Consider the following 24,409-nt stretch of genomic DNA (forward strand, 5'->3'; position numbering starts at 1 on the left):
CGTCGTGCGGGGCAGGGCGGGAGGGGGCGGGCGGCTCAGCGCGCCGGGAAGGCGGCCAGGGCCGCGGCGGTGCGCTCGGGCTGCTCGAGGGGGGCCTGATGGGCGGTCTCGTCGAACACGTGGGTCACGGTGCCCGGCACCGCGGCGGCGATCTCCTCGCCCGCCGAGGGCGGGGTGACCTGGTCCGCCACGCCGTGGATCGTGAGGACGGGGACGGCGATCTCCCCGAGGCGCCCGCGCACGTCGAAGTCGGCCAGCGCCTCGCACAGGCGCGCGTAGGAATGGCGGTCCGCCTCCTGCAGGGTGTGCAGCAGGCCCGTCGTCCGCTCCGGGTGGGCCGCGATGAACCCGTCGGCGAACCAGCGCTGCGCCGAGCCCTCGACGAGGGTCGGGGTGCCGGCACGCTCCACGAGCTCGGCGCGCTCGCGCCAGGACCCCGCCTCGCCGATCTTCGCGGCGGAGCAGATCACGGCCACACCGGAGACGGTGTCCGCGTGGTCCAGGGCCAGCTGCAGCGCCACGCACCCGTTGAGGGAGACGCCCGCGAAGTGCACGGGCAGGTCCGCGGGAACGGTGCCGTCCTCCTGCAGCGCCTGCACGGCGGCGACGACGGCGTCCGCCAGCTCCGCCATCGAGAACGGCTCGGCGTGGGGCTCGGAGGCGCCGTGGCCGGGCAGGTCGTAGCCGACCACCACGGTGTCCTCAGGGAGCTGCTGCGCGGCGAGGCTCCACAGGGCCTGGACGCCGGTGCCGAGGCCGGCGCCGACCACGAGCACGCGGGCGGGGTCCTGGGCGGGCTTCAGGAGGGTGGTGGTGACACGGGGGGTGCTCATGGGCGGTCCTTCCTCTGCGGCGGCGCCGCACCCCGAGGGGCGCGGCCGGTTCTGACGGAGATGGTCTCAGGTGCGGGGCGGCGTCGTCGTGCCCCGGCGGGCGGCGAGGAGGCGGTCCACGAGGGCCTCGGCCTCCCCCGTGTAGGCGGCGGGGTCGAGGAGGTCGTCGAGGCGGGCGTCCGGAACGGACTCCGGGACCGCCGCGCGCAGCAGGGCGCGGAAGTTCCCCTCGCACGCCAGGGAGCGGTCCACGACGTCCTGGATCAGCCGCTTCCCGGAGCCCGGCTCGCCGGAGGCCTCGTCCAGCTCCGGAGCCAGCTCGGCCATGATCGGCTCGGAGACGAGCAGCGGGCCGGTGAGCTCCAGGTTGCGCCGCATGCGGTCCTCGTGGACGCGCAGGCCGGAGACGAGCTCGCGGGTCAGGGCCGCGGTCCCGCCGGCCACCCGCAGCAGGCGGCGCAGCGCGGGCCACTCGGCGTGCCAGGCCCCGTCCGGGCGCTCGTCGTCCGCGGCGCCGGCCGCCGTGTACACCCGCGCCGCGAGCCCGGGGGCGGACAGCGCGGCGGAGCGGATCAGCACGGAGAGCACGGGGTTCTGCTTGTGCGGCATCGGGGAGGAGCCGCCGCGGCCGGCCGCAAGCGGCTCACCGAGCTCGCCGTTCTCGATCCGCGCCGATGTCAGCACGTCGTTGGCGATCTTCCCGCACGCGGCCACGACGTCGGCCAGGGCCGCGGCCACGCCCGTGACGGCCATGCGGTTCGTGTCCCAGGGCCCGGCGGGGGCGGCGAGGCCCAGCTCGGCGGCAAGGTCCTCGACCAGGGTGAACGCGGTGACCTCGGGGCCGAGGGTCCCCGCGCGGTGCGCGCGGTCGACGTGCCCGGACAGGGAGGCCAGGGTGCCGGCGGCGCCGCCCCACTGGACGGGCAGGTCCGCGACGGCGGCGGCGAGCCGATCCGCGGCCTGGCCGAGGCCGTCGAGCCAGTTCGCGGCGCGCAGCCCGAAGGTGGAGGGCAGGGAGTGCTGGGCGAGGGATCGGGCGACCATCGGCGTCGAGCGGTGGGCGCGGGCCAGCTCCGCAAGCGCGTCCTGCGCGGCGGCGAGGTCCTCGGCCAGGATCGCGCCCACCCGGCCCACCATGACCATCAGCGCGGAGTCCACGACGTCCTGGCTCGTGGCGCCCAGGTGCACGGCGCGGGAGCCGGCCGGCAGCTGCGCGCGCAGCGCCTTCAGCGCCGGGATCAGGGGGGTGCCGCCGCCCTGGGCCGCGCGGGCGAGCGCGGCGAGGTCGTAGGCGTCCGGGTCGCCCGCCGCCGCGGCGGCCGCCGCCTCCGCCTCCGTGGCGAGCCCGTGCCGGGCGAGCACGCGCACCCAGGCCGCCTCGACGTCGAGCAGGTGCCCCAGGAAGGTGCGGTCCGCGGTGGCGGCCTCCGCCCGACTGCCGGCCCAGGCCGGATCCAGGAGGCCGACGTCGGCGACGGCGGCGAGGTCGGCGGCGGCTGAGGTCATGGCGGGCTCCTGGGGTCGGAGGGGTGGGATCGGGCTCCGGAGGCGGCGTCAGGCCCGACCCGTCCCGCGTGTGGGAGGGGCCGGGCCTGCGGCCGAGGCCGGCGTCAGTCGAGCTCGGGGTACTCGATGCCGGGGAACTGCAGGAACACGGTCTCCTTCGGTGCGTGCTCCCCGGGGCCCTGGATCCAGATGTCGAACTCGAGCGAGCCGTCGTCGTTCCGGGTGCCGATCAGGGTGCGACGGCGGTCCTCGTCGAGGGAGGTCAGGAACGCGTCCTGCACGATCGCCTCGGCGTCCTCGGGCAGGTACACGCGGGTGTGCAGCTTGTTCAGCAGGCCGCGGGCGAACACGACGACGTGGATGAACCGGGCGCGGTCCTCGTTCACCACGCCGGGCTCCACGGTGGAGAAGGTGTAGCGGCCCGCGTTGTCCACGGCGCAGCGGCCCCAGCCGGTGAAGGTGAAGCCGTCCTGGACGAGGGAGCCGTCCTCCTGCGAGATGACGCCCTCGGCGTCGGCCTGCCAGATCTCGATCATGGCGTCCGGGATCGGATCGCCGTTGCCGTCGTAGACGGTGCCGAACAGGCGCATCGCGTCCGCGCGGCCCGCGGGGACCAGCTGGTGGCCGTCGCGCCACGGCAGGTGGACCTGCTCGTAGCCGTTCGCGTAGCCGAAGAACGGGCCGATGGTCTGGCCCGGGGTGGGGACCAGCCTCCCGTCGGCGGTGCGCTCGGTGGTCTCGTCGATCCGCATCAGTGATCGCCCTCCTCGTCTTCCATCCAGGTGCGGTGGCTGCCCGTGAGCACGATGTCCCACCAGTAGCCGGTGTTCCACTCGTGGCTGGTCACCGAGTGGTCGTAGGTGGCCACGAGCCGGTCGCGGGCGGCCTGGTCCGTGATGCCCTGGTAGATCGGGTCCAGCGGGAACAGCGGATCGCCCGGGAAGTACATCTGGGTGATCATGCGCTGCGTGAAGTCCGTGCCGAACAGGGAGAAGTGGATGTGCGCCGGGCGCCACGCGTTGCGGTGGTTCTTCCACGGGTACGGGGCCGGCTTGATGGTGGTGAACTCGTAGGTCCCGTCCGCGCCGGTCAGTGTGCGGCCGATGCCCGTGAAGTTCGGGTCCAGCGGCGCGGGGTGCTGGTCCCGCTTGTGCACGTAGCGGCCGGCCGCGTTGGCCTGCCAGATCTCCACCAGCTGGTGGCGCACGGGGCGGCCGTCGTCGTCGAGCACGCGGCCGCGCACCTTGATGCGCTCGCCGATCGGCTCGCCGTTCTGGCCGACGGTCAGGTCCGCCTCGAGCGGGTGCACGTCGCGGTGGCCGAAGGCCGGGGACCACAGCTCCACGGTCTCGGGGTCGGCGTGCACGAGCGACTTGGTGGGGTGGCGGAACACCGACGAGCGATAGGGCGGGAAGTCGAGCCGCGGCTGGGTCTCGCCCTGGGCCTGGGCATGGACGGCCGCGATCTCTTCACTGATCTGCCCCTGCGAGTCGCGGGTGGCGGCTGGATCGAGCACGTGGGCGCTGTCGAACGTGTCGTCGTCCTTGGCCTGGGCGGCGATGCTCACGTCGGCTCCTTTCTCTGCGGGGTCGGGGATCGGTCGGGCTCAGGCGGAGGGCCAGCCGGTGTACTGCTCGGCGAGGAACTGCCGTCCGTAACGGGACTGGACCACGTTGCGGAGCTCACCGCGCACGCGCATGTCCTCGAACTCCGAGGCGTCCGGGCGGGCGTGGAGCATGGTGGTCATCCAGTAGGAGAAGTTCTGGTCCTTCCACACGCGGGTCAGCGCCGTCTCCGAGTAGGCGTCGAGCAGGTCGCGCGAGCCCGTGGCGGCCCACGACTCGAGCGCCTCGGCCAGGACGCGCACGTCCGCGAAGGCGAGGTTCAGGCCCTTCGCCCCGGTGGGCGGGACGGTGTGTCCGGCGTCGCCGGCGAGGAAGACGTTGCGGTGACTCAGCGGTGTGCGCACATAGGAGCGGAAGCCGAGCACCGTCTTGTCGATGATGGGGCCGGTCTTGAGGGTGAAGCCGTCCGGGCCGGCCACGATGCGCTGCAGCCGGTCCCAGATCCGGTCGTCGGACCAGTCCGCCACGCGGGTCGAGGGGTCGCACTGGAAGTACATGCGCTGCACGGTCTCCGAGCGCTGCGAGATCAGGCCGAAGCCATGCTCGGAGCGGGCGTAGATCAGCTCAGGCGAGGACTTGGGCGCCTCGGCGAGGATGCCGAACCAGGCGAAGGGGTACGCGTGGAAGTGGTCCTCGCCCTCGGTGTCGCGCTGGAGGGCCTTGCGGACGGTGGAACGCGAGCCGTCCGCGCCCACGAGGATGTCGCAGCGCAGTTCCTCGACCGGCCCCTCCTCGCCAGCGGCCACGGAGCGGAACCGGACGCCGGGGGTGTCCGAGTCGACGTCGAGCACCTCGAGCACCTCGGTCTCGAAGCGGACGTCGCCGCCGTCGCGCCGCCGCGCCGCGGCGAGGTCGACGAAGACCTCGTTCTGCGCGTACAGGGTGACCGTGGCACCCACGAGCTCCGGGAAGTCCAGGGCATGCGACTCGCCGTCGAAGCGCAGGATGATGCCGCGGTGCTCGTCGCCCACCGTCCTCACCCGGCCGTCGACGCCCATGTCCGTCAGCATCTCCACGCTGGGCTGCTCGAGGATGCCCGCGCGGTGGGTGTGCGCGATGGTCTCGGGGTCACGGGACTCGAGGACGACGTTGTCGATCCCCTGCCGCGCGAGCAGGTGGGAGAGCATCAGGCCGGCGGGCCCGCCGCCGACGATGCCGACGCGGGTGCGGGTCACGGGGGGCTGGGTCATGGCGTCCTTTCCGGGGGACGTCACCGGTCGGGCCGGGCGGGTCGGGCCGCGCGGCCGGGGCCGGCGGCGGAGGTCCCGACCATCCTGTGGCGCAGGACACGGCCCGCGCCCGGCCGTTCTCACTCAGTGAGAATGGCCGCCGAGTCCGCGGGCGATCCCCCGGGCGGCCGTCATCAGCAGGGGCGGCACCCCCGGGGTGTACGGCGCCTCGCGGGGGACGACGACCCCGAGCGCGGCCGCCGCCACGCCGTCGGCCCCGCGGACCGGCACGGCGACCCCCCGGGACTCCTCGTCCAACGCGCCGTCCACGGCCGCGTACCCCTCCCGCCGCACATCCGCCAGAAGCGCTCGCAGCCGCGGCTCGCTGGGCGTGGCCACCCGCGCCCGCACGCCCGCGGGCACCGCACGCCCCGACTCGAGGGGATGGTGATCCACGACGGCGCCGAGCCGGTCCCGGTGCCGGGCGATGAACCGCTCCGCCGTCTCGACCGGGGCGTGGGCGAGCAGCACGAGTCCCAGGGCGGTGGTGAACGGCGGCAGCCGACCCGCGACGTCCGCCTGGTTCACCACGGCCCCCTGGGAGGAGAGCCGGGCGAGCACGAGGACGCCGTCGTCGTCGAGGACCGCGAGCTGCGTGTGCTGCCGCAGGACCGACTGCACGTCCACGAGGAACGGCATGGCCGTCCGGGCCAGGGACATGCTCGGCGCGCTCCGGGAGGCCATCTCCCACAGCCGCAGGCCGGGCCGGACCACGCCGTCCTCGTCCTTCTGCAGCAGCTCGGCGCGCACCAGCCGGTCCACCTACCGATAGGCGGTGGCCAGGGGCAGCTCGGTGCGCCGGGCCAGGGCCGCCACGGTCAACACCGGACGCTCCGCGTCGAACGCGAAGCGGACCCGGATCAGCCGGTCCAACGTGCCGCTCGCGCCGACCCGCTCACGTCAGGAAGTCGCGCGCGACCTCGAGGAAGCGGTCGTTGGCCTCCTGCTCGCCGATGCTCACGCGCACGCCCTCGCCCGCGAACGCCCGGACGGACAGGGCCCGGGCCTGGGCGGCCTCGGCGAAGGCCTGCGTGCGCTCGCCGAGCGGCAGCCACACGAAGTTGGCCTGCGAGGAGGGCAGGTCCCAGCCGGCCCCGGCCAGGGCGGCGGCGACGCGCTCGCGCTCGTCGACGACGACCTGCACGCGCTCGAGGACCTCGTCCAGGTGCTCGAGCGAGGCGATCGCGGCCTCCTCGGCCACCGTGGACACCGCGAACGGGGTGGCCACGGTGCGCAGGGCCTTGGTGATCTCCGGCTGCGAGACCGAGTAGCCCACGCGCAGGTTGGCCAGGCCGTGCGCCTTCGAGAAGGTGCGCAGCACGACGACGTTCGCGTGCTTGCGGTACATCTCCGGACCCTTGACCGCGTCCTCGTCGCGGACGAACTCCACGTACGCCTCGTCGATGACCACGAGGATGTGCGCGGGCACGCGCGCCAGGAAGTCCTCGACCTCGGCGGTGGTGAGCACGGGGCCGGTCGGGTTGTTGGGGGTGCAGAGCAGGATCACGCGGGTCCGCTCCGTGATCGCCTCCAGCATGGCCGGCAGGTCGTGGCGGTGGTCCGCGGTGAGCGGCACCTGCACGTCCACGGCACCGGCGGTGCGGACCACGATCGGGTAGGCCTCGAAGGAGCGCCACGCGAAGATCACCTCGTCGCCCTCCCCGGCCTCGCCGTGGCCGGCGAAGGCGGTGATGACCTGGGCCAGGGCGCCGAGGGAGCCGGCACCGGTCACGACGTCGTCCGCCGGGACGTCCAGGTGCGCGGCCAGGGCCTGGCGCAGGCCGGTGGAGAGGGTGTCCGGGTAGCGGCAGAGGGTGCTGGGCGCGCCCTCCGGGCCGGTCACGACCTGACGCACCCGGTCGATCACGCCGGGCACGGGCGCGTAGGGGTTCTCGTTCGAGGAGAGCTTGTAGGGGTGCAGGCCCGGGACGGCGACCGGCGGCTTGCCGGCGGCGTACGGCGGCAGCATGCCGACCTTCTTGTGGGGCGCGACCACGGCGGGCGTCTGCTGTGCGTCATCAGTCATGGCCACCAGGGTAATGCGGGCTGCGGACGCCGTGAGCGGCACCACGGGACCCGGGCTCAGGCTGCGCCGAAGGCGACGGCGACGGCCCGGGCCGCCTCACCGAGCCGGTCCCCGAGGCGCGCCGGGTCCTCCGGCCGCGTCGCGTAGACCACGGCGAGGGCGGCGGGCAGCTGGCCCGGGACCCGCAGCGGCACGGCCACCGAGGAGACGCCGGTGATGACCTCGTCGGAGCTGACGGCCCAGCCGCGCTCCCGCACGTCGTCGAGCTCGGGTCGCTCGGGCGGGGCCTCGCCGGGCAGCCGCGCCCACTCCTGTCCGGTCAGGGCGACGGCGATCGCCATCCCCGGCGCACCGACCCCGAGGGGGTGCCGGGTCCCCGGCCGCTGCGTGACGAGGTTGCCGCTGGGCGGCTCGGCCGTGGCCAGGGTGAGGCAGTGGGCCCCGTCCCACACCACCAGGAACGCGGTCATGCCCAGGTCGGTGGAGACGGCGGTCAGGTGCGGCATGGCCGCCGCGCGCAGATCCTGCTCCACCCGGCGGGCGAGGACGGCCAGGCCGGGGGCGGCGTGGACGCGGCCGAGGCCGTCGCGGCGCAGCAGGCCGTGGGCCTCGAAGGTGCGCAGCATGCGGTAGGCGACCGAGCGATGGACGCCCAGGCCGTCGGCGAGGTCGGCGATGGTGGGCGGCTCGGGCGCCTCCACGACGGTCTCGAGCAGGGTGAGCGCGCGGGAGAGCGTCTGGGAGGGTGCGCCCTCCCGGACCGGGCCGCCGTCGTGCTCTGCCATCCGTGCTCCTCGCCTCGCGTGCCGGACGTGACGCGCCCGGGGCGTGGTCGGCCCGCGCACCGGTTGTGAACCCTGTCACGTCCGCGTACAGTCTGGCACACATGTGTTCCCAGGGGGAACACCGTGTTCTCTGAGAGAACACGCCGTCGGGTGGCACGCGCGCCGCGCAGCGACATCCCCCGCAGCGAAAGGACCCCCATGCTCTTCCACCACCACGGCTATGTCTCCACGAACCCGCGCGTCCAGGTGGCGGCCGGCATCGGCCTGGACCGCCCCGCCGAGCTGCCGGACGAGATGGACGTGCTGATCGTCGGCTCGGGCCCGGCCGGCATGATCGCCGCCGCCCAGCTCGCGATGTTCCCGGACGTCCACACCCGCATCATCGAGCGCCGCCCCCACCGCCTCGAGATCGGCCAGGCGGACGGCATCCAGGCCCGCTCCGTAGAGACCTTCCAGGCCTTCGGCTTCGCAAGCGAGATCATCGACGAGGCCTTCGACCTGACCTCCATGGCGTTCTGGAACCCGGCCGAGGACGACGCAGACACGATCGTGCGCACCTCGCTGGCCGAGGACGACCCGGAGGGCGTCTCCGAGTTCCCGCACCTGATCGTGAACCAGGCCCGCATCCTGGACTGGTTCGCCGAGTACATGAAGAACTCCCCCACCCGTGCGCGGCCGGACTACGGCTGGGCGTTCGAGACCCTCGAGGACACGAACGACGGCGAGCACCCCGTGCTCGTGACCCTGCGCCGCACCGTGGACGCCGAGGGCAACGCCCTCGAGGACCCCGCCTCAGGCGCGACCCGCCAGGTGCGCGCCAAGTACGTGGTGGGCGCGGACGGCGCGGGCTCTCGTGTCCGCAAGGCGATCGGCCACACCCTGACCGGCGACGCCGCGAACCACGCGTGGGGCGTCATGGACGCGCTGGCCGACACGGACTTCCCGGACATCCGCACCAAGTGCGCGATCCACTCGTCCAGCGGCTCGATCCTCCTGATCCCCCGCGAGGGCGGCCACCTGTTCCGCATGTACGTGGACCTCGGCGAGGTCCCGGCGGACGACAACCACCAGGTGCGCCAGACCCCGCTCGAGGAGATCATCCGCCGGGCCCAGCAGATCCTGCGCCCCTACACGCTGGACGTGAAGGAGGTCGCCTGGCATTCGGTGTACGAGGTGGGCCACCGCCTCACCTCGGGCTTCGACAACCGCGAGCGCGTGGCCCACCCCAACGTGTTCCTGCTCGGCGACGCCTGTCACACCCACTCCGCGAAGGCCGGCCAGGGCATGAACGTGTCCATGCAGGACGGCTGGAACCTCGGCTGGAAGCTGGGCCAGGTGCTCTCCGGGATGGCCCCGGTCGAGCTCGTGCCGACCTACTCGGAGGAGCGCAAGGAGATCGCCAAGAACCTGATCGACTTCGACAAGGAGTGGTCGACGCTCATGGCCAAGCCCACCTCCGAGCTGGGCGACCCGAACGAGGTGGCCGAGTTCTACACGAAGACCGCCGAGTTCCCGGCCGGCTTCATGACGCAGTACCGGCCCTCCCTCCTCACCACGGACGCCACCGGCCAGGCGCTGGCGCAGGGCTACCCCATCGGCAAGCGCTTCAAGTCGGCGCTGGTGGAGCGCTCGTGCGACACCAACGTGAAGCACCTGGGCCACCTGCACCGCGCGGACGGCCGCTGGCGCGTCTACGTGTTCGCCGACGCCGCCTCCCCGCGCGCCGAGGATTCGAAGGTCGCGGCGTGGGCGAAGGCGATCGAGGAGGACCCGCGGTCCTTCCGCAACCGCCACACCCCGTCGGACGGGCCGGAGGACGCCCGCTTCGACATCAAGGTCGTGTACCAGCAGAAGCAGACCGAGTTCGCCCACCCGGACGTGCCGTCGATCTTCCGGCCGACCACCGGCTCCCTCGGCCTGCACGACCTGAACAACATCTTCGCCACGTGTCAGCCCAAGCACGGCGAGGACATCTTCGAGGCCCGCGGCATCAGCCGTGACGGCGCCGTCGTCGTGGTCCGCCCGGACCAGTACGTCTCCGGCGTCTTCGGCCTGGACGAGGTCGACCGCCTGAACGCGTTCTTCGCCGGCGTGCTGCTCGACGCGAACTGAGCGGGCGGCGGCGGGCGCCCCGCCGCCGGCGCGCTCACCGGGATCCCGGGGGCAGGTGGCCCCGCTCGGGCGGCGTGCGGCGCAGGCGCACCGCCCGGCTCGAGGCCACGGTGCCGGCGGTCAGCCCGGCCAACGCGGCGGAGAGCCCGGCGACCTCCGCCCGGGATGCGGGCTCGGCGGCCTCGAACTGCCGGATCAGGTCCACCTGGACGTCGAAGTCGTGGGCGACGTCCAGGTCGTCCTCGGCCGCCAGCGGAGAGGTGGTCCGGAAGCCGCCCCCGGGCGCATCCCACCCGTGGCCGGCCGGGTGGAAGACCACCTCGGCCCGGCGCGCCGAGACGGGGGTGGGCGCCCCGTCCGCGGCGACGGCCAGGTCCCCGTCCGCGGAGAACTCCAGCACCGCGGTCCGCCCGGTCTCCACCGCGTTGCCGGACGGCGCCGCGACCGTCATGACGCCGGTCACGGGGTACACGGACGTGAAGTCCTCGCGCCCGGCCAGGTTCACGGCGTGCACCCCGCCCTGGGAGTAGCCGGCCAGGACGAGCGGGGCACCGTGCGGGACGTCGGCCGCCTCGAGCGCCGCCCGCACCGCCGGGGCCGTGACCTCGGACCCGGAGCCGAGGGCGTCCAGGAGTCCGCCGGCGTCCCACGGGTCGGTCGACTCGGAATCCGGGATCAGGCCGCCGCGGGTGCCCGGCAGACCCACCACCCAGGCGCGGCTCCCGTTCTCTCGCACCACCTCCGTGACCGTGAGGTCCCCGTCCCCCTCCCCACGCGGGATGAGAGAGGCCAGCCCCGTGGCCGAGCCGTCCAGCAGGGCGGGCGCCGTCGGCCGGTCCTGCGGCGCCCCGTGCGGGGTCACCGCGCCCCGGGGCGCCGCGCCGGCGAGGGTCAGGGCGTCCGCCGCCACGGTCCACGCCTCGTCCGGGGAGACCCGCAGCGCCTCGGTGAGGTCCGACGCGGCATCCGTCCCCTTCTTCGCCGCGGAGGAGACGGGCCGCTTCAGCACGAGCTTCTGCGCCCTCGTCAGCATCTTCACGTCGATCCGCGCCAGGGCCGCGAGCAGGGGGAAGCCGGCGGCCGTGAGCATGGCGGCCACGATGGCCTCGGGCACCGCCTGGACGAGGTCCTGCACGAGCCGCTCCGCCTCGCGGGTGGTGAGGCCGTCATGGCCGTCCCGCCAGAGCAGCGCCGGCAGCTCCTCCAGGGAGGCGTCCTCGGCGGCCATGATGCCGGCCGCCGCGCGCTCGGCCTCCTCGTAGCGGGCCGCCGCGGAGAGCAGGTCGCGGTGCAGCTCGGCGCACTGCTCCGACAGGCTCCGCACGCGACCGACCGCCTCCGCCAGCCGGTCCTGCAGCAGGGCGGCGGAGGCGAGCCACGTGGCCGATCGGCCCAGCCCGAAGGCGGCCGCGTCGACCTGCCACGAGGCTCCGGCCGCCTCTTCGGCGGCGTGCTCGTGCCGCCCGGCCACGACGCGCATCTCCTCGGCCTCCGCGTAGATCGAGCCCGGTCCGCCGTGCGTGCTGAAGGCCACCGCCCCCGGGCCCGCACCCCGCCCGCCGGTCATGCCGCCACCGCCAGCGAGCGCAGGACGGCCAGCGCCGCCTCCTCGGCCGCCCGCTGCCGGGCCTCCGCGTTCCGGCGCGCGTCCTCGGCGTCCCGCTCGGCGGTGGCCCGCAGGGCGAGCCACTCCCCGGCCTCCCGTTCGAGCTCCGCCGCCAGGGCCGCCGCCCGCCGGACGGCCTCCCCATAGGCGCCGGCGGCCTCCCCGCGCCATGCCGTGTGCATCGCCGAGCGCACGTCCGTGGCGGCGCTGACCAGCCCGCCCAGCGCCGTGCGCAGCTGCGTCTGGGCCACGGCGAGGTCGGCGAGGGCCTGCTCGGCGGCCTCCCGCTCGCGCCGGGCGGGGTCGGCCCACGCGACCAGGCGGGCGGCGTCGTCGTCGAGTCCGACGGCCCGCAGGGCCGTGGCGATCTGCTGAGGTCCGATGAGGGGTGACATGCGGCCACCGTAGGGAGGGCCCGGGTCCCGCGACCGCGGCGAGGGGCGATCCGGGGATGGGGGACACCGTCGGGACGCCTGTGCAGGAGAGAACCGTCCCGCACCGTCCCGACGGCCGCATCGCACCCGGGCCCCGCATGCCCCGGCGTGTTGACCGAGGTCACACCCTGGCCTATCCTGAACGAGCGGTCAGTAATTCGGTGCGCCCCGGTGCGCCCTGACCACGGAACCAGCCCGCACTCAGCGTGAGGTGATCCCCATGACGCAGACCAGCTCCCCCCAGCACCTGGCCTCCGTCCCGTCCCCCGAGGATGCGGCCGGCCAGGAGAACTTCGATCGCCTGATCGCGGAGGACTCGCGCATCGAGCCCCGCGACTGGATGCCCGAGGCGTACCGCAAGTCCCTGACCCGCCAGGTCTCCCAGCATGCGCACTCCGAGATCATCGGCATGCAGCCGGAGGCCAACTGGATCACCCGCGCCCCCTCCCTGAAGCGCAAGGCGATCCTCATGGCCAAGGTCCAGGACGAGGCCGGCCACGGCCTGTACCTGTACTCCGCCGCCGAGACCCTCGGCACCCCGCGGGACGAGCTGAACGAGCAGCTGCTCTCCGGCCGCGCGAAGTACTCCTCGATCTTCAACTACCCGGCCCGCACCTGGGCGGACATGGGCGCGATCGGCTGGCTCGTCGACGGCGCCGCGATCTGCAACCAGGTGCCGCTGTGCCGCGCCTCCTACGGCCCGTACGGCCGCGCGATGGTGCGCGTCTGCAAGGAGGAGTCGTTCCACCAGCGCCAGGGCTGGGAGATCCTCTACGAGCTCTCGCACGGCACCCCCGAGCAGAAGCAGATGGCCCAGGACGCCGTGGACCGCTTCTACGGTCCGGCCCTGCAGATGTTCGGCCCGCCGGATGATGACTCCCCCAACTCCCGCCAGTCCATGGCGTGGAAGGTCAAGCGCTTCTCCAACGACGACCTGCGCCAGCGCTTCGTGGACATGATCGTCCCGCAGGCCGAGGCTCTCGGCCTCACCCTGCCGGACCCGGACCTGAAGTGGAACGAGGAGCGCGGCCACTACGACTTCGGCGAGCTGGACTGGGACGAGTTCATGTCCGTGATCAAGGGCGACGGCCCCATGAACACCCAGCGCATGGCCCGCCGCATCCAGGCCCACGAGGAGGGCGCCTGGGTCCGCGAGGCCGCCGCCGCCTACGCCCGCCGCCAGGCCGAGCAGCACGCGCCGGCCGAGACCCACCTGATCGGAGCCTGACCCATGAGCGAGACCACCGCCGCCTCCCACGCCTGGCCCCTGTGGGAGGTCTTCGTCCGCGCCAACCGCGGCCTCTCCCACGTGCATGCCGGTTCGCTGCACGCCCCGGACGCCACCCTGGCGCTGCGCAACGCGCGGGACCTGTACACCCGCCGCAACGAGGGCACCTCCGTGTGGGTCGTCCCGGCCGAGGCCATCGCGGCCTCGGACCCGGACTCCAAGGGCGGCTTCTTCGAGTCCGCGCAGGGCAAGTCCTACCGTCACGCCACCTACTACCAGCAGTCCGAGGGGGTGCCGCACCTGTGAGCTTCGCGACCAACGACTCCGCCACGAGGCACTCCGCGGGCGTGGCCATCACCGCGGAGGAGATCGCGGCCGGCGAGCAGAAGGCGAGCGACGACGTCGCCCGCTACGCCCTCGCCCTCGGCGACGACGCCCTGATGCTCGGGCAGCGCCTGTCCTGGTGGATCTCGCGCGCCCCGGAGCTCGAGGAGGACATCGCCCTGGGCAACATCGCCCTGGACCTCGTGGGCCACGCCCGCTTCCTCCTCTCCTACGCCGGCACCGCGTGGGGCAAGACCGAGGACGAGCTCGCGTACTTCCGCGACGAGGAGGAGTTCCGCTCCGTCCGCCTCGTGGAGGCCGAGAACGGCGACTTCGCCAAGACCATCGCCCGCCAGCTGTACTACTCCTTCTACTCGTACGAGCTGTACACCCGCCTGCGCGAGTCCACGGACTCCACGCTCGCCGCCATCGCGGACAAGGCCCTCAAGGAGGTCCTGTACCACCAGGACCACGCCGCCCTGTGGCTGCAGCGCCTGGGCCTGGGCACCGAGGAGTCGAAGCGCCGCATGCAGCGCGGCCTGGACGAGCTGTGGCCCTACGTGGCCGAGCTCTTCCACGACGACGACGTCGTCCGCGCCCTCGCCGAGCAGGGCGTCGCCGTGCTGCCGTCCTCGCTCGAGGAGCCCACGATGACCCGCATCCGCGCGGCCATCGAGGAGGCCGGCCTGACCGTGCCGACGACGGGCACCGCCCGCGGCGGCGACCGCTCCGGCGCCATGAGCGAGTACCGCGGGTACATCCTCGCGGAGATGCAGTCCCTGGCGCGCCGTCACCCGGGAGCGACCTGGTGACCACCGCCAGCGAGCTGCGCCCCGCCGATCCCGCCGATGCGCGGGTCTGGGATGCGGCCTCCACCGTGCACGACCCGGAGATTCCCGTGCTGTCCATCGCGGACCTGGGGATCCTCCGGGAGGCACGGGCCGAGGGCGAGAGGGCCGTCGTCGTCATCACGCCCACCTATTCCGGCTGCCCCGCCATGGACACCATCACCACGGACGTCACCCGCGCGCTCGAGCGCGCCGGGTTCCCCGACGCCGAGGTGCGCCTGGCGCTGCAGCCGGCGTGGACCACGGACTGGATGACGGACGAGGGCAAGGCCAAGCTCAACGAGTACGGCATCGCCCCGCCCGTCGCGCGCACCACGGACGGCCCGGTCATGATCGGCATGGCCGTGAAGTGCCCGCGCTGCCACTCCCTGAACACCCGCGAGATCACCCGCTTCGGCTCCACCTCCTGCAAGGCCCTCTACACCTGCCGGGAGTGCCTCGAGCCCTTCGACTACTTCAAGGTGCACTGATGACCGAGACCACCGACGTCCCCACCACCGGCAAGCGCCGCGCCACGTTCAACACCCTCGAGGTGTCCGAGCTGCGCCGCCTGACCGACGACTCCGTGGAGATCACCTTCGCGGTGCCCGAGGAGCTCGCCGACGACTACGACTACGTGCCGGGCCAGTACGTGGCCCTGCGCAAGGAGCTCGACGGCGCCGAGGTGCGCCGCTCCTACTCGATCTGCGCCGTCCCGAAGCGCGGCGAGATCCGCGTGGCCGTGAAGAAGGACATCGGCGGCAAGTTCTCCACGTGGGCCAACGAGAGCCTCGAGGTCGGCGAGAAGATCGACGTGATGAACCCGCAGGGCGCGTTCACGTCCCGCACGCACGTCACCTCCCTCAACGACGCCCAGAAGGTGGCGGCGGAGAAGGTCGCGGAGAAGAAGGACACGCACCTGGTGGCGTTCGCGGCCGGCTCGGGCATCACCCCGATCATGGCGATCGCCAAGGCCGTGCTCGCGGCCTCCGAGACCTCGCGCTTCGACCTGGTCTACGCGAACCGCTCCGCCATGGACGTGATGTTCGCCGAGGAGATCGGCGACCTCAAGGACAAGTACCCGGCCCGGTTCACGGTGCACCACGTGCTCTCCCGCGAGCAGCGCGTGTCCCCGCTGCTCTCCGGCCGCATCGACGAGGACAAGCTCACCACCCTCCTGGACCGCGTGATCGACGTGGAGGGCACCGACGAGTGGTTCCTCTGCGGCCCGTTCGAGCTCGTGCAGCTCACGCGTGAGACGCTCGCCGCCCGCGGCGTGTCCGAGGACGACGTGCGCTTCGAGCTGTTCACCACCGGCCGCCCGGAGAACCCGCAGGGCCACTCCGGCCGCGTGGTGGAGGTGGACCCGAAGGGCGACAACGTGACCATCGAGTTCAACCTCGACGGCCTCACCGCCAAGGTCGAGTCCCCCAAGTCCGCCCACGAGACGGTCCTCAACGCCGCGCTGCGCGTCCGCTCGGACGTGCCCTTCGCCTGCGCCGGCGGCGTGTGCGGCACCTGCCGCGCCAAGGTCGTCGACGGCGCGTACGAGATGGACGAGAACTACGCGCTCGAGAAGGACGAGGTGGAGAAGGGCTACGTGCTCACGTGCCAGACCCGCCCGACCTCCGACTCGATCACGCTGGACTTCGACGCCTGAGCGCCCGCCCACGAGACCGAAGGAGCCCCCGATGATCGAGATCACCGTCGAGAACGGCGTCGCCGAGATCGTGCTGGACGCCCCCCAGAGGATGAACGCCCTGGACGAGGCCGCGCTGGCCGAACTCCAGGCCGCCTACGAGCGGGCCGCCGCCGGCGTCGAGTCCGGTGAGGTCCGGGCCGTGCTGCTGCGCGGCGAGGGCCGCGGCTTCTGCGCGGGCCGCGACATCTCCGCCGTGGTCCCGGCCGAGGACGACGCCACCGCCTACCTGCGGGACAGGGTCACCCCGGTGCTGCGGGCCATGTCCGAGATCCCGGTCCCCACCTTCGCCGCGGTGCAGGGCGCCTGCCTGGGCGTGGGCCTGGGCCTCGCGATCGCCACGGACGTGGTGTACGTGGCCGAGGACGCGAAGATCGGCTCGCCGTTCGCGAACCTCGGGGCCACCCTGGACTCGGGCGGCCACTGGCTGTTCACCGAGCGCCTGGGCGCGCACCGCACCCTGGACCTGATCTACACGGCCGAGCTCCTCTCGGGCGCCGAGGCCGTCCAGGCCGGGCTGTTCTCCCGGGCCCTGCCCGCGGACGAGCTGCTCGAGTTCACCCGCGCGAAGGTCGCCCAGGTGGCCTCCGGCGCGACCCTCGCGTTCCGCGCGTCGAAGGAGCTCGTGGCCCAGGTCCGTGACCACCGCGTGGGCCTGTGGGAGTCCCTCGACGCGGAGAACATCGCCCAGGGCGAGCTCTGCGGCACCGCCGACTACGCCGAGGGCTTCCAGGCCTTCCAGGAGAAGCGGAAGCCGGAGTTCACCGGCCGCGGCTGAGCCGCCGCACCCCGCCACCGGCGACGGCGCCGCACCCTTCGCGCGAGGGGCGCGGCGCCGTCGTCGTCCCGGCCCGGCCGCGTCACATTCCCGTCATCAGCCCGGATCGTGGCGTGAGTCACAGGGGATCGTATACGGTGACGGGTGTCACTTCCCGACCGATCGGTCGGGAACCACACCGTCCTGCCGCCGCCTCACGGGCGGCCGCCGCCCCGCATCCCAGGAGCATCCATGAGCCACACCGTCGCATCCCCCGCGGCGCCCGCCCCCGCGCGCGATCGCCGCGAGGAGCGCAAGGTCATCGCCGGCACCGTCGTCGGCACCACCATCGAGTGGTACGACTTCTTCATCTTCGCCCAGGCCACCGCGCTCGTCTTCGCCGCCCTCTTCTTCCAGCCGATGGGTGAGAGCGGCTCCCAGATCGCCGCCTGGGTCACCCTCGGCATCTCCTTCCTCGTCCGCCCGCTCGGCGCGATCATCGCCGGCCACCTCGGCGACCGCTTCGGCCGCAAGCTCGTCCTGTCCCTCACGCTGATCGGCATGGGCCTGGCCACCACCCTCATCGGCCTGCTGCCCACCTACGCCCAGATCGGCGTGTGGGCTCCGATCCTGCTCGTCGCCCTCCGCCTGCTGCAGGGCCTGTCCGCGGGCGGTGAGTGGGGCGGCGCGGCGCTGCTGTCCGTGGAGCACGCCCCCCACGGCAAGCGCGGCCTGTTCGGCTCCGCCCCGCAGATCGGCGTGCCGCTGGGCATGATCCTGGCCACCGGCGTGCTGTTCATCGTGCGTTCCACCATGTCCGAGGAGCAGTTCCTCACCTGGGGCTGGCGCATCCCGTTCCTGATCTCCGTGGTGCTGATCGTCGTCGGCTACCTGATCCGCAAGGCCGTGGAGGAGTCCCCGGTCTTCAAGGAAATGCAGCAGCTCAAGGTGGACGAGTCCGCCCCGCTGGGCGAGCTCTTCCGGCACCACACCAAGGAGGTCATCCTCGCCGCCGTGATCTTCGCCGCGAACAATGGCGTCGGCTACCTGCTCATCGCGTGGTTCTCGAAGTACGGCGGTCCGAAGGGTCTGGGCATGACCTCCTCCGAGGTGCTCATCGCGAGCCTCATCGGCGGCGTCGGCTGGTTCATCTTCACCCTGCTCGGCGGCTGGATCTCGGACAAGATCGGCCGCAAGCTGACCTTCGTCCTCGGCTACGGCTTCCTGATCGTCTGGGCCTTCCCGCTGTTCGGGCTGCTCAACACCGCGTCTCTGCCGCTGTTCTCGCTGGGCCTGTTCGTCCTGACCCTGGGCCTGGGTCCGTCCTACGGCCCGCAGTCGGCGATGTACGCCGAGATGTTCCCGGCCCGCGTCCGCTTCTCCGGCGTCTCCATCGGCTACGCGCTCGGCACCATCATCGGCGGCGCCTTCGCCCCGCTGCTCGCCGACCAGCTCGTGAAGACCGGCTGGGAGAACGTGGCCTGGTACATCATCGTGATCTCCGCGATCTCGCTCATCGCCGTCCTGTTCGTCCCCAAGGGCATCCAGGACCGCGAGCTGCACGACGAGCAGGTCGTCGCCACCCGCTCCCACCCGGTGGTCCCGGCCTGATCCGGCCCGCCTGACGGGCTTCGCCCGTCCCCACCCCACGACGACGGCGCGTCCTCCTCCGGAAGGGCGCGCCGTCGTCGTGCGCGACCGGACCGGCGCCGAGGCCCGCAGACACGCCGCCACGTCGGGGACGAAACGGCGCGTCTGCGGGCCTCCGCGCGGGCTCGTCCCCACCCCGTCACACCCGCCCCCGCAGTTGACCCCCGTCACACCGGCCCGGGATACTGAACCTGAACGCACGGTCGGTAATTCGCCGCGCCCGCCCCGCCCCGTCGTCGGTCACTCAAGGAGTCTCCATGTCCGCACAGTCCCAGGCCCTGCTCGTCGGCGGTCGCCGCACGCCCGTCGGCAAGTACGGCGGCGCCCTCTCCTCCGTCCGCCCCGACGACCTCGCCGCCCTGACCATCAAGGCCGTGATCGAGGACGCCGGCATCGACCCGTCGGTCGTGGACGAGGTCATCCTCGGCAACGCCAACGGCGCCGGCGAGGAGAACCGCAACGTCGCCCGCATGGCCTGGCTGCTGGCCGGCTTCCCGGACACCGTCCCCGGCATCACCGTGAACCGTCTCTGCGCATCCGGCATGTCCGCGATCGGCATCGCCACCGCGATGGTGCGCTCCGGGATGGCCGACGTCGTCGTGGCCGGCGGCGTGGAGTCGATGTCCCGCGCCCCCTGGGTGATGGAGAAGCCGACGACGGCGTTCGCCAAGCCCGGCGCGGCCTTCGACACCGCGATCGGCTGGCGCTTCGTGAACCCCCGCTTCGCGGACGGCGAGTTCGGGGAGAAGTTCACCTTCTCCATGCCGGAGACCGCCGAGGAGGTCGGCGAGGTGGACGGCATCACCCGCGAGGACGCCGACGCCTTCGCCGCTCGCTCGCATGCGCGTGCGCTGGCCGCCATCGAGGCCGGCCGCTTCGCGGACGAGATCGTGCCCGTCGTCGTCACCGGCCGCAAGGGCGCCGAGACGACCGTGGACACGGACGAGGGCCCCCGTCCCGGCTCCACCCCCGAGGTGCTCGCCGGCCTGCGCCCGATCATCAAGAAGGACGGCGTGGTCACCGCCGGCAACTCCTCCTCCCTCAACGACGGCGCCTCGTCGATCCTCGTCGTCTCCGAGCGGGCCGCGCAGAAGTACGGCCTGACCCCGCGGGCCCGCGTCGTCGAGTCCACCTCGGCGGGCCTGGCCCCCGAGATCATGGGTCTGGGCCCCGTCCCGGCCACCGAGAAGGCCCTCGAGCGCTCCGGCTGGTCCGTGGCGGATCTGGGCGCCGTCGAGCTCAACGAGGCCTTCGCCACCCAGTCCCTGGCCTCGATGCGGCGCCTCGGCCTGGACCCGGAGACCGTCAACGCCGACGGCGGCGCGATCGCCCTGGGCCATCCGCTGGGCTCCTCGGGGTCGCGTCTCGTGGTCACGCTGCTCGGTCGGATGGAGCGTGAGGGCGCGGACAGGGGCCTGGCCACGATGTGCGTGGGCGTGGGCCAGGGCTCCGCGATGCTCGTCGAGAGGGTCTGAGCAGATGACCGGCTTCAGCCACTTCACGGCACTGCGCGTCGAGGAGCGTGAGGACCGCGTCCACGCGCGCATGGACCGCCCGGGCGTGCGCAACGCGATCGACCAGACCATGGTCGACGAGTTCCACGAACTCTGCGCCCACCTCGAACGCGAGCCGAAGATCCTGATCATCTCGGGCACACAGGTGGAGTCGACGCGCGAGCCGGGGAGGTTCTCCGGCATCTTCGCCTCCGGCGCGGACATCGGACAGCTGCGCGAGCGCCGCCGCGACGACGCCCTGCGCGGCGTGAACTCCCAGGTCTTCGACCGCATCCACCGGCTGCCCATGCCCGTGATCGCGGCGATCGACGGCTTCGCCCTCGGCGGCGGCGCGGAACTGGCCTACGCGGCCGACTTCCGCATCGCCACCCCGGCGCTGAAGATGGGCCAGCCCGAGACGAGTCTGGGGATCACGGCCGCTGCGGGCGCCCAGTGGCGGCTCAAGGAGCTGGTGGGTGAGCCGGTGGCCCTCGAGCTGCTGCTCGCCGGGCGGATCCTGGACGCGCAGGAGGCCCTCGAGCTCAAGCTCGTCACCGAGCTGCACGAGCCGGACGCCCTCCTGGACGCCGCCGACGCCCTCGCCGACCGCATCGCTCAGCAGGACCCGCTGGCGGTGCGGCTGTCCAAGCGCGTCTTCCACCTCCCTCGCGAGGCGCACCCCCACGTGGACGAGATCGCGCAGGCCATCCTGTTCGAGTCCGAGGCCAAGTTCGAGCGCATGCAGGCGTTCCTGGACCGCAAGAAGAAGTGAGGACTGACATGACCGATCAGCAGCGCACCCCTGACACCGCTCCGTCCTCCGTGCCCGCCGTCGTCGGCGTCCTCGGCGGTGGCCGGATGGGCGGCGGCATCGCCCACGCGTTCCTCGTCTCCGGCTCGTCCGAGGTGGTCGTCGTCGAGCGCGACCCGCAGTCGGCCGGGGCCGCCAGGGAGCGCATCGAGGCCGACCTGGCCGCCTCCCTCGAGCGCGGCAAGATCGACGGCGACCTGGACGTGTGGGCGCAGCGCCTGACCGTCTCCGTGGACCGCGCCGACTTCGCCCGCTGCGACCTGGTGGTCGAGGCCGTGTTCGAGAACATGCAGGTGAAGATCGAGGCGCTCACCGACGTCGAGGCCCACCTGCGCGAGGACGCCTGGCTGGCCAGCAACACCTCCTCCCTGTCCATCGACGAGATCGCCACGCATCTGCAGCGCCCCGAGCGCTTCTGCGGCCTGCACTACTTCAACCCGGTGCCCGCCTCGAAGCTCGTGGAGGTCGTGATCGGCGAGCAGACCGGTGCGGAGCTCCAGGCCCTGTCCACCGAGTGGGTCCGCGGGCTCGGCAAGACCCCCGTCGTCGTCAAGGACGCCCCGGGCTTCGCCTCGTCGCGCCTGGGCGTGGCGATCGCGCTCGAGGCCATCCGCATGGTCGAGGAGGGCGTGGCCTCCCCCGAGGACATCGACGCCGCCATGGTGCTGGGCTACAAGTTCCCGGTCGGCCCGCTGGCCCTGACCGACATCGTGGGCCTGGACGTGCGCCTGGGCATCGCGGAGTACCTCGAGTCCCAGCTGGGTGAGCGCTTCGCCCCGCCGCAGCTCATGCGGGACATGGTGGCCCGCGGCGAGCTCGGCCGGAAGTCCGGCAAGGGCTTCTTCGACTACCGCTGAGCCCCCGGGGCCGGCGCGGCTAACGTGACGGGCATGGACGAGCCCACGCTGCTGCGCGTCGCCCGCGACCGCGCCCTCGAGCTGCCGGGCAGCGCCGCGTCGCGCCCCTTCGGCCCGGACACCGAGGTCATGAAGGTGCAGGGGAAGCTGTTCGCGGTGTTCATCGACCACGACGGGCGCCGCCTCGTGAACGTCAAGGCCCGCCCGGAGGACGGCGCCCAGCTGCGCGCGGCCCTGCCCGCGGCGATCACGCCCGGCTATCACATGGACAAGCGGCACTGGCTCAGCCTGGCCGCGCACCCGGACCTCGACGAGCAGCTCGTCCGGGACCTCGTCACGGAGTCGTACCTGCTGGTCGTCGCGAAGCTCCCGCGCACCCGGCGCCCCGTGGACCCCGAGACCTTCGGCCGGGCCTGATGTCGGCCGACCGCCCCTTCCGCTTCACCCACCGCTGGGCCGTCCCCGCGGACGCCCGGTCCGTGCTGGCCCTGCTCGCCGACCCGGCCGGCTACCCACGCTGGTGGCCGGCCGTCCCGCGCGTCCGTCGCCTGGGCCCCGACCGCGCCGCCGTCCGGCTGCGCGGGTTCGTGCCGGTGCGTCTGACGATGGAGCGTCTCATCGACGACCGCGCCCGCGGCCTACTGGTCGCCCGCCTGAGCGGGGGCCTGACGGGCACCGTGCGGGTCACCGTCCACGACGACGGTGCCCCGGCCGGACACGCGCCGCGCTGCATCGTGGCGTGGGAGCAGGAGGTGGTGCTCACCTCGCCGTGGATGCGCGCCGTGGCCCACGTGCCGGGCGCCCGCACCGCGATGGGCCTCAGCCACGCGGCCGCGATGCGCTCCGCGCGTCGAGCGCTCGGGGCGAAGGCCGTGCCGACCGCTGATCCCGCTCGAAGGGCTCGTCCATGACGGCCCGGCGCCCCAGGCCGGCTCAGAGCTCGGCCTGCGCCTCGTTCCACTCGCGGGACAGCGGCGGGCGGGAGAGGCCGTCGAGGAGGCCGTCGGCGGGGTCGATGCCGAGCTCCACGATCCTGTTGTCCGCGTCCACGTGGACGACCTTGGGCTGGAAGTGGCGGGCCTCGTCGTCGTCCATCTGCCCGTAGGCGATGAGGATGACGATGTCCCCCGGATGCACCAGGTGGGCGGCGGCGCCGTTGATGCCGAGCACGCCGGAGCCCCGCTCGCCCGCGATGGTGTAGGTCTCCAGTCGCGCGCCGTTGGTGACGTCCACGATGGACACGAGCTCGCCGGGGAGGATGTCCGCGGCGTCCAGCAGGTCCTGGTCCACGGTCACGGAGCCCACGTAGTGCAGGTCCGCCTGGGTCACGGTGGCCCGGTGGATCTTGGCGTGGAACATGGTGCGCAGCATGCGGCAGAACTCTCCGGATGAGGGGGTGGGTCGGGTCCGAGAGGACCGGTGCTCGATTCTACGCCGGTCCGGAGACGAGGGGCAGGGGCCGACGCCGGCCCGAGGCTCCCGCCCCTCTCGTCGAGGCCCGCAGACACGCCGCTACGCCCTGGCGGTAGCGGCGTGTCTGCAGGCCTGGGCGGGTCAGATCCACGACGGCGGCACTCGGCCCGGCGGGGTCCGCGCAGCCACCAGGCCCCGCAGCTGCCGCACGAACAGCTCCCAGTGCCCTGGCCGGAACACGTCGGCGGTCACCCGGATCACCTCCCACCCCTCCGCGCGCAGGGCCGCGTCCCGCTCGCGGTCCTCACGCCACTGCCGGCGATCCGTGCGGTGCTGATCGCCGTCGTACTCGACCGCCACCTTGGCCTCCGCCCACACCAGATCCACGCGGAGCCGCTGTCCCGTGGCGAGGCGGATGCACGGGTTCACTGCGGGCTCGGGGACGCCGTCCAGGACGAGCCGCGCCCGCAGTCGGCTCTCCTGCGGCGAGTCGGCCCCGGGGCGGACGAGCTCCAGCGCCTCCCGGGCCGCGCGGATCCCGCGCACCCGTCCGCGTTCCTCGACGGCGGCGCGCAGCTCGGCCACGTCCGTCACCCCGGGAGGCAGCCGACGGCGGCGGGCCTCCGTCGGGGCGGTCCGAACCATGCTGTCCCCCAGCGCGACGAGATGGTCGAGCGGCCCGGCGTGCGCGGCGAGGTCCACGAAGGTCCACCCCGGCGCGGTCACGCGCACCCCGTCCACGATCCGCACCGGTGCGTCGGCGCGGAGGCGGTGTGAGCGGATCCCGGCCCGGCTCGACGCGGTGCCGTGGCCGCGCGGGGTCGCGATGTGCACGGACCGGTCGGCGGCGAGCGGCCCGGTCAGCCACAGGCCGAGCACCCGGGCGGCCGTGACGTGGCTGAACACGCCCTCGGGGTGCAGATCCTGCAGCGCCCGCAGATGGTCCATGGGGTCCGGTTCGACGCCGCGCCGGCCCCAGAGCCCCCAGCCGAGGGAGACCACGTCCCCGCGCCGCAGCCGGGCCGCGCTCACCCCCGCCTCGCGCGCGGCCGGGGTCGAGAACACGGTCGGAGCGCGGAGGCGGCCGTCCAGTCCGCAGCGCATCGGGGGCAGGGGCGCGGGCGAGCGGGGCATGCGCCGAGCGTGCCCGATCCGGGCGGGCCGCCGTCGTCGTCCGCCGGGATCTGTGGACGA

At 73.3% G+C, this 24,409-nt stretch carries 26 protein-coding genes; 13 read left to right on the plus strand and 13 right to left on the minus strand.

Translation table 11 applies throughout. The features are described 5' to 3' along the window. Window positions 1-35 precede the first annotated feature (35 nt). The 9 genes from AC0VX0_RS10165 to AC0VX0_RS10205 form a co-directional block, all read right to left on the minus strand. Window positions 36-833 (minus strand): alpha/beta fold hydrolase, encoded by a 798-nt coding sequence (locus AC0VX0_RS10165; protein WP_020625038.1) that lies wholly within the window; start codon window positions 831-833, stop codon window positions 36-38. Window positions 834-899: 66 nt separating this feature from the next. Further along, window positions 900-2,339: a lyase family protein gene (locus AC0VX0_RS10170; RefSeq protein WP_051995299.1), complete on the minus strand. Its 1,440-nt coding sequence runs from the start codon at window positions 2,337-2,339 to the stop codon at window positions 900-902. Between the two features lie 104 nt (window positions 2,340-2,443). Further along, window positions 2,444-3,091, minus strand: coding sequence for a protocatechuate 3,4-dioxygenase subunit alpha (gene pcaG, locus AC0VX0_RS10175; RefSeq protein ID WP_020625037.1), 648 nt, complete (start codon window positions 3,089-3,091; stop codon window positions 2,444-2,446). After that, window positions 3,091-3,900 (minus strand): protocatechuate 3,4-dioxygenase subunit beta, encoded by an 810-nt coding sequence (pcaH, locus tag AC0VX0_RS10180; RefSeq protein ID WP_196489408.1) that lies wholly within the window; start codon window positions 3,898-3,900, stop codon window positions 3,091-3,093. Before pcaH ends, pcaG begins: the two co-directional genes overlap by 1 nt. Before the next feature lie 45 nt (window positions 3,901-3,945). Continuing rightward, window positions 3,946-5,154, minus strand: coding sequence for a 4-hydroxybenzoate 3-monooxygenase (locus AC0VX0_RS10185; RefSeq protein ID WP_355504870.1), 1,209 nt, complete (start codon window positions 5,152-5,154; stop codon window positions 3,946-3,948). Between the two features lie 123 nt (window positions 5,155-5,277). Next, on the minus strand, window positions 5,278-5,943 hold the full coding sequence (locus AC0VX0_RS10190) for an IclR family transcriptional regulator domain-containing protein (RefSeq protein ID WP_233263214.1): 666 nt from the start codon (window positions 5,941-5,943) through the stop codon (window positions 5,278-5,280). Window positions 5,944-5,955: 12 nt separating this feature from the next. Then, on the minus strand, window positions 5,956-6,066 hold the full coding sequence (locus AC0VX0_RS10195; RefSeq protein WP_355504868.1) for a helix-turn-helix domain-containing protein: 111 nt from the start codon (window positions 6,064-6,066) through the stop codon (window positions 5,956-5,958). Window positions 6,067-6,088: 22 nt separating this feature from the next. Then, window positions 6,089-7,219 (minus strand): histidinol-phosphate transaminase, encoded by a 1,131-nt coding sequence (locus AC0VX0_RS10200; protein WP_355504866.1) that lies wholly within the window; start codon window positions 7,217-7,219, stop codon window positions 6,089-6,091. A 56-nt stretch (window positions 7,220-7,275) separates the two neighbouring features. Next, on the minus strand, window positions 7,276-8,004 hold the full coding sequence (locus tag AC0VX0_RS10205) for an IclR family transcriptional regulator (protein ID WP_020624880.1): 729 nt from the start codon (window positions 8,002-8,004) through the stop codon (window positions 7,276-7,278). A gap of 198 nt (window positions 8,005-8,202) precedes the next feature. On the opposite strand from AC0VX0_RS10205, the gene AC0VX0_RS10210 reads away from it, so the two are divergent. Further along, on the plus strand, window positions 8,203-10,116 hold the full coding sequence (locus tag AC0VX0_RS10210) for an FAD-binding monooxygenase (protein ID WP_267715184.1): 1,914 nt from the start codon (window positions 8,203-8,205) through the stop codon (window positions 10,114-10,116). Between the two features lie 34 nt (window positions 10,117-10,150). Here AC0VX0_RS10210 and AC0VX0_RS10215 read toward each other — a convergent pair whose 3' ends face one another. Together AC0VX0_RS10215 and AC0VX0_RS10220 are read right to left on the minus strand one after the other, a co-directional pair. Next, entirely contained in the window at window positions 10,151-11,683 is a 1,533-nt protein-coding gene (locus AC0VX0_RS10215; protein ID WP_355504864.1) for a hypothetical protein, read from the minus strand. After that, window positions 11,680-12,117, minus strand: a complete 438-nt coding sequence (locus tag AC0VX0_RS10220) for a hypothetical protein (protein ID WP_044658769.1) — start codon at window positions 12,115-12,117, stop codon at window positions 11,680-11,682. The genes AC0VX0_RS10215 and AC0VX0_RS10220 overlap by 4 nt, the downstream gene beginning before the upstream one ends. Before the next feature lie 259 nt (window positions 12,118-12,376). On the opposite strand from AC0VX0_RS10220, the gene paaA reads away from it, so the two are divergent. From paaA to AC0VX0_RS10280, 12 genes are all read left to right on the plus strand, one after another. Next, window positions 12,377-13,384, plus strand: coding sequence for a 1,2-phenylacetyl-CoA epoxidase subunit PaaA (gene paaA, locus AC0VX0_RS10225; RefSeq protein ID WP_101967626.1), 1,008 nt, complete (start codon window positions 12,377-12,379; stop codon window positions 13,382-13,384). 3 nt (window positions 13,385-13,387) lie between these two features. Then, complete coding sequence (gene paaB / locus AC0VX0_RS10230) at window positions 13,388-13,690, plus strand: 1,2-phenylacetyl-CoA epoxidase subunit PaaB (RefSeq protein WP_020624884.1); 303 nt, start codon at window positions 13,388-13,390, stop codon at window positions 13,688-13,690. Then, window positions 13,687-14,520, plus strand: a complete 834-nt coding sequence (gene paaC / locus AC0VX0_RS10235; RefSeq protein WP_095347245.1) for a 1,2-phenylacetyl-CoA epoxidase subunit PaaC — start codon at window positions 13,687-13,689, stop codon at window positions 14,518-14,520. The genes paaB and paaC overlap by 4 nt, the downstream gene beginning before the upstream one ends. Continuing rightward, window positions 14,517-15,026 carry a 1,2-phenylacetyl-CoA epoxidase subunit PaaD gene (paaD, locus tag AC0VX0_RS10240; RefSeq protein ID WP_049146511.1) on the plus strand — a complete coding sequence of 170 codons (510 nt, stop codon included), beginning with the start codon at window positions 14,517-14,519 and terminating at the stop codon, window positions 15,024-15,026. Before paaC ends, paaD begins: the two co-directional genes overlap by 4 nt. Further along, on the plus strand, window positions 15,026-16,195 hold the full coding sequence (gene paaE / locus AC0VX0_RS10245) for a 1,2-phenylacetyl-CoA epoxidase subunit PaaE (RefSeq protein WP_061866839.1): 1,170 nt from the start codon (window positions 15,026-15,028) through the stop codon (window positions 16,193-16,195). The genes paaD and paaE overlap by 1 nt, the downstream gene beginning before the upstream one ends. Window positions 16,196-16,226: 31 nt before the next feature. Then, on the plus strand, window positions 16,227-17,012 hold the full coding sequence (locus AC0VX0_RS10250; RefSeq protein ID WP_049146507.1) for an enoyl-CoA hydratase/isomerase family protein: 786 nt from the start codon (window positions 16,227-16,229) through the stop codon (window positions 17,010-17,012). Window positions 17,013-17,243: 231 nt separating this feature from the next. Then, on the plus strand, window positions 17,244-18,602 hold the full coding sequence (locus AC0VX0_RS10255) for an MFS transporter (RefSeq protein WP_136940120.1): 1,359 nt from the start codon (window positions 17,244-17,246) through the stop codon (window positions 18,600-18,602). 296 nt (window positions 18,603-18,898) lie between these two features. Beyond that, the gene (locus tag AC0VX0_RS10260; protein ID WP_355504857.1) at window positions 18,899-20,116 is read left to right on the plus strand and encodes a thiolase family protein; all 1,218 of its coding nucleotides are present in this window, start codon (window positions 18,899-18,901) and stop codon (window positions 20,114-20,116) included. A gap of 4 nt (window positions 20,117-20,120) precedes the next feature. Next, window positions 20,121-20,906, plus strand: coding sequence for an enoyl-CoA hydratase/isomerase family protein (locus AC0VX0_RS10265; RefSeq protein WP_269295367.1), 786 nt, complete (start codon window positions 20,121-20,123; stop codon window positions 20,904-20,906). Between the two features lie 8 nt (window positions 20,907-20,914). Continuing rightward, window positions 20,915-21,802: a 3-hydroxyacyl-CoA dehydrogenase family protein gene (locus AC0VX0_RS10270; protein ID WP_144819554.1), complete on the plus strand. Its 888-nt coding sequence runs from the start codon at window positions 20,915-20,917 to the stop codon at window positions 21,800-21,802. 33 nt (window positions 21,803-21,835) lie between these two features. Then, complete coding sequence (locus AC0VX0_RS10275; protein ID WP_355504855.1) at window positions 21,836-22,219, plus strand: MmcQ/YjbR family DNA-binding protein; 384 nt, start codon at window positions 21,836-21,838, stop codon at window positions 22,217-22,219. Then, window positions 22,219-22,713, plus strand: coding sequence for an SRPBCC family protein (locus AC0VX0_RS10280; RefSeq protein WP_207477160.1), 495 nt, complete (start codon window positions 22,219-22,221; stop codon window positions 22,711-22,713). Before AC0VX0_RS10275 ends, AC0VX0_RS10280 begins: the two co-directional genes overlap by 1 nt. 22 nt (window positions 22,714-22,735) lie before the next feature. On the opposite strand, the gene panD is transcribed toward AC0VX0_RS10280, so the two are convergent. Continuing rightward, window positions 22,736-23,173, minus strand: coding sequence for an aspartate 1-decarboxylase (gene panD / locus AC0VX0_RS10285; protein ID WP_010080090.1), 438 nt, complete (start codon window positions 23,171-23,173; stop codon window positions 22,736-22,738). A 183-nt stretch (window positions 23,174-23,356) separates the two neighbouring features. After that, complete coding sequence (locus tag AC0VX0_RS10290; RefSeq protein WP_073116981.1) at window positions 23,357-24,349, minus strand: DUF559 domain-containing protein; 993 nt, start codon at window positions 24,347-24,349, stop codon at window positions 23,357-23,359. Window positions 24,350-24,409 lie beyond the last annotated feature (60 nt).

The sequence above is a fragment of the Micrococcus sp. iso_26 genome (genome assembly GCF_056172975.1).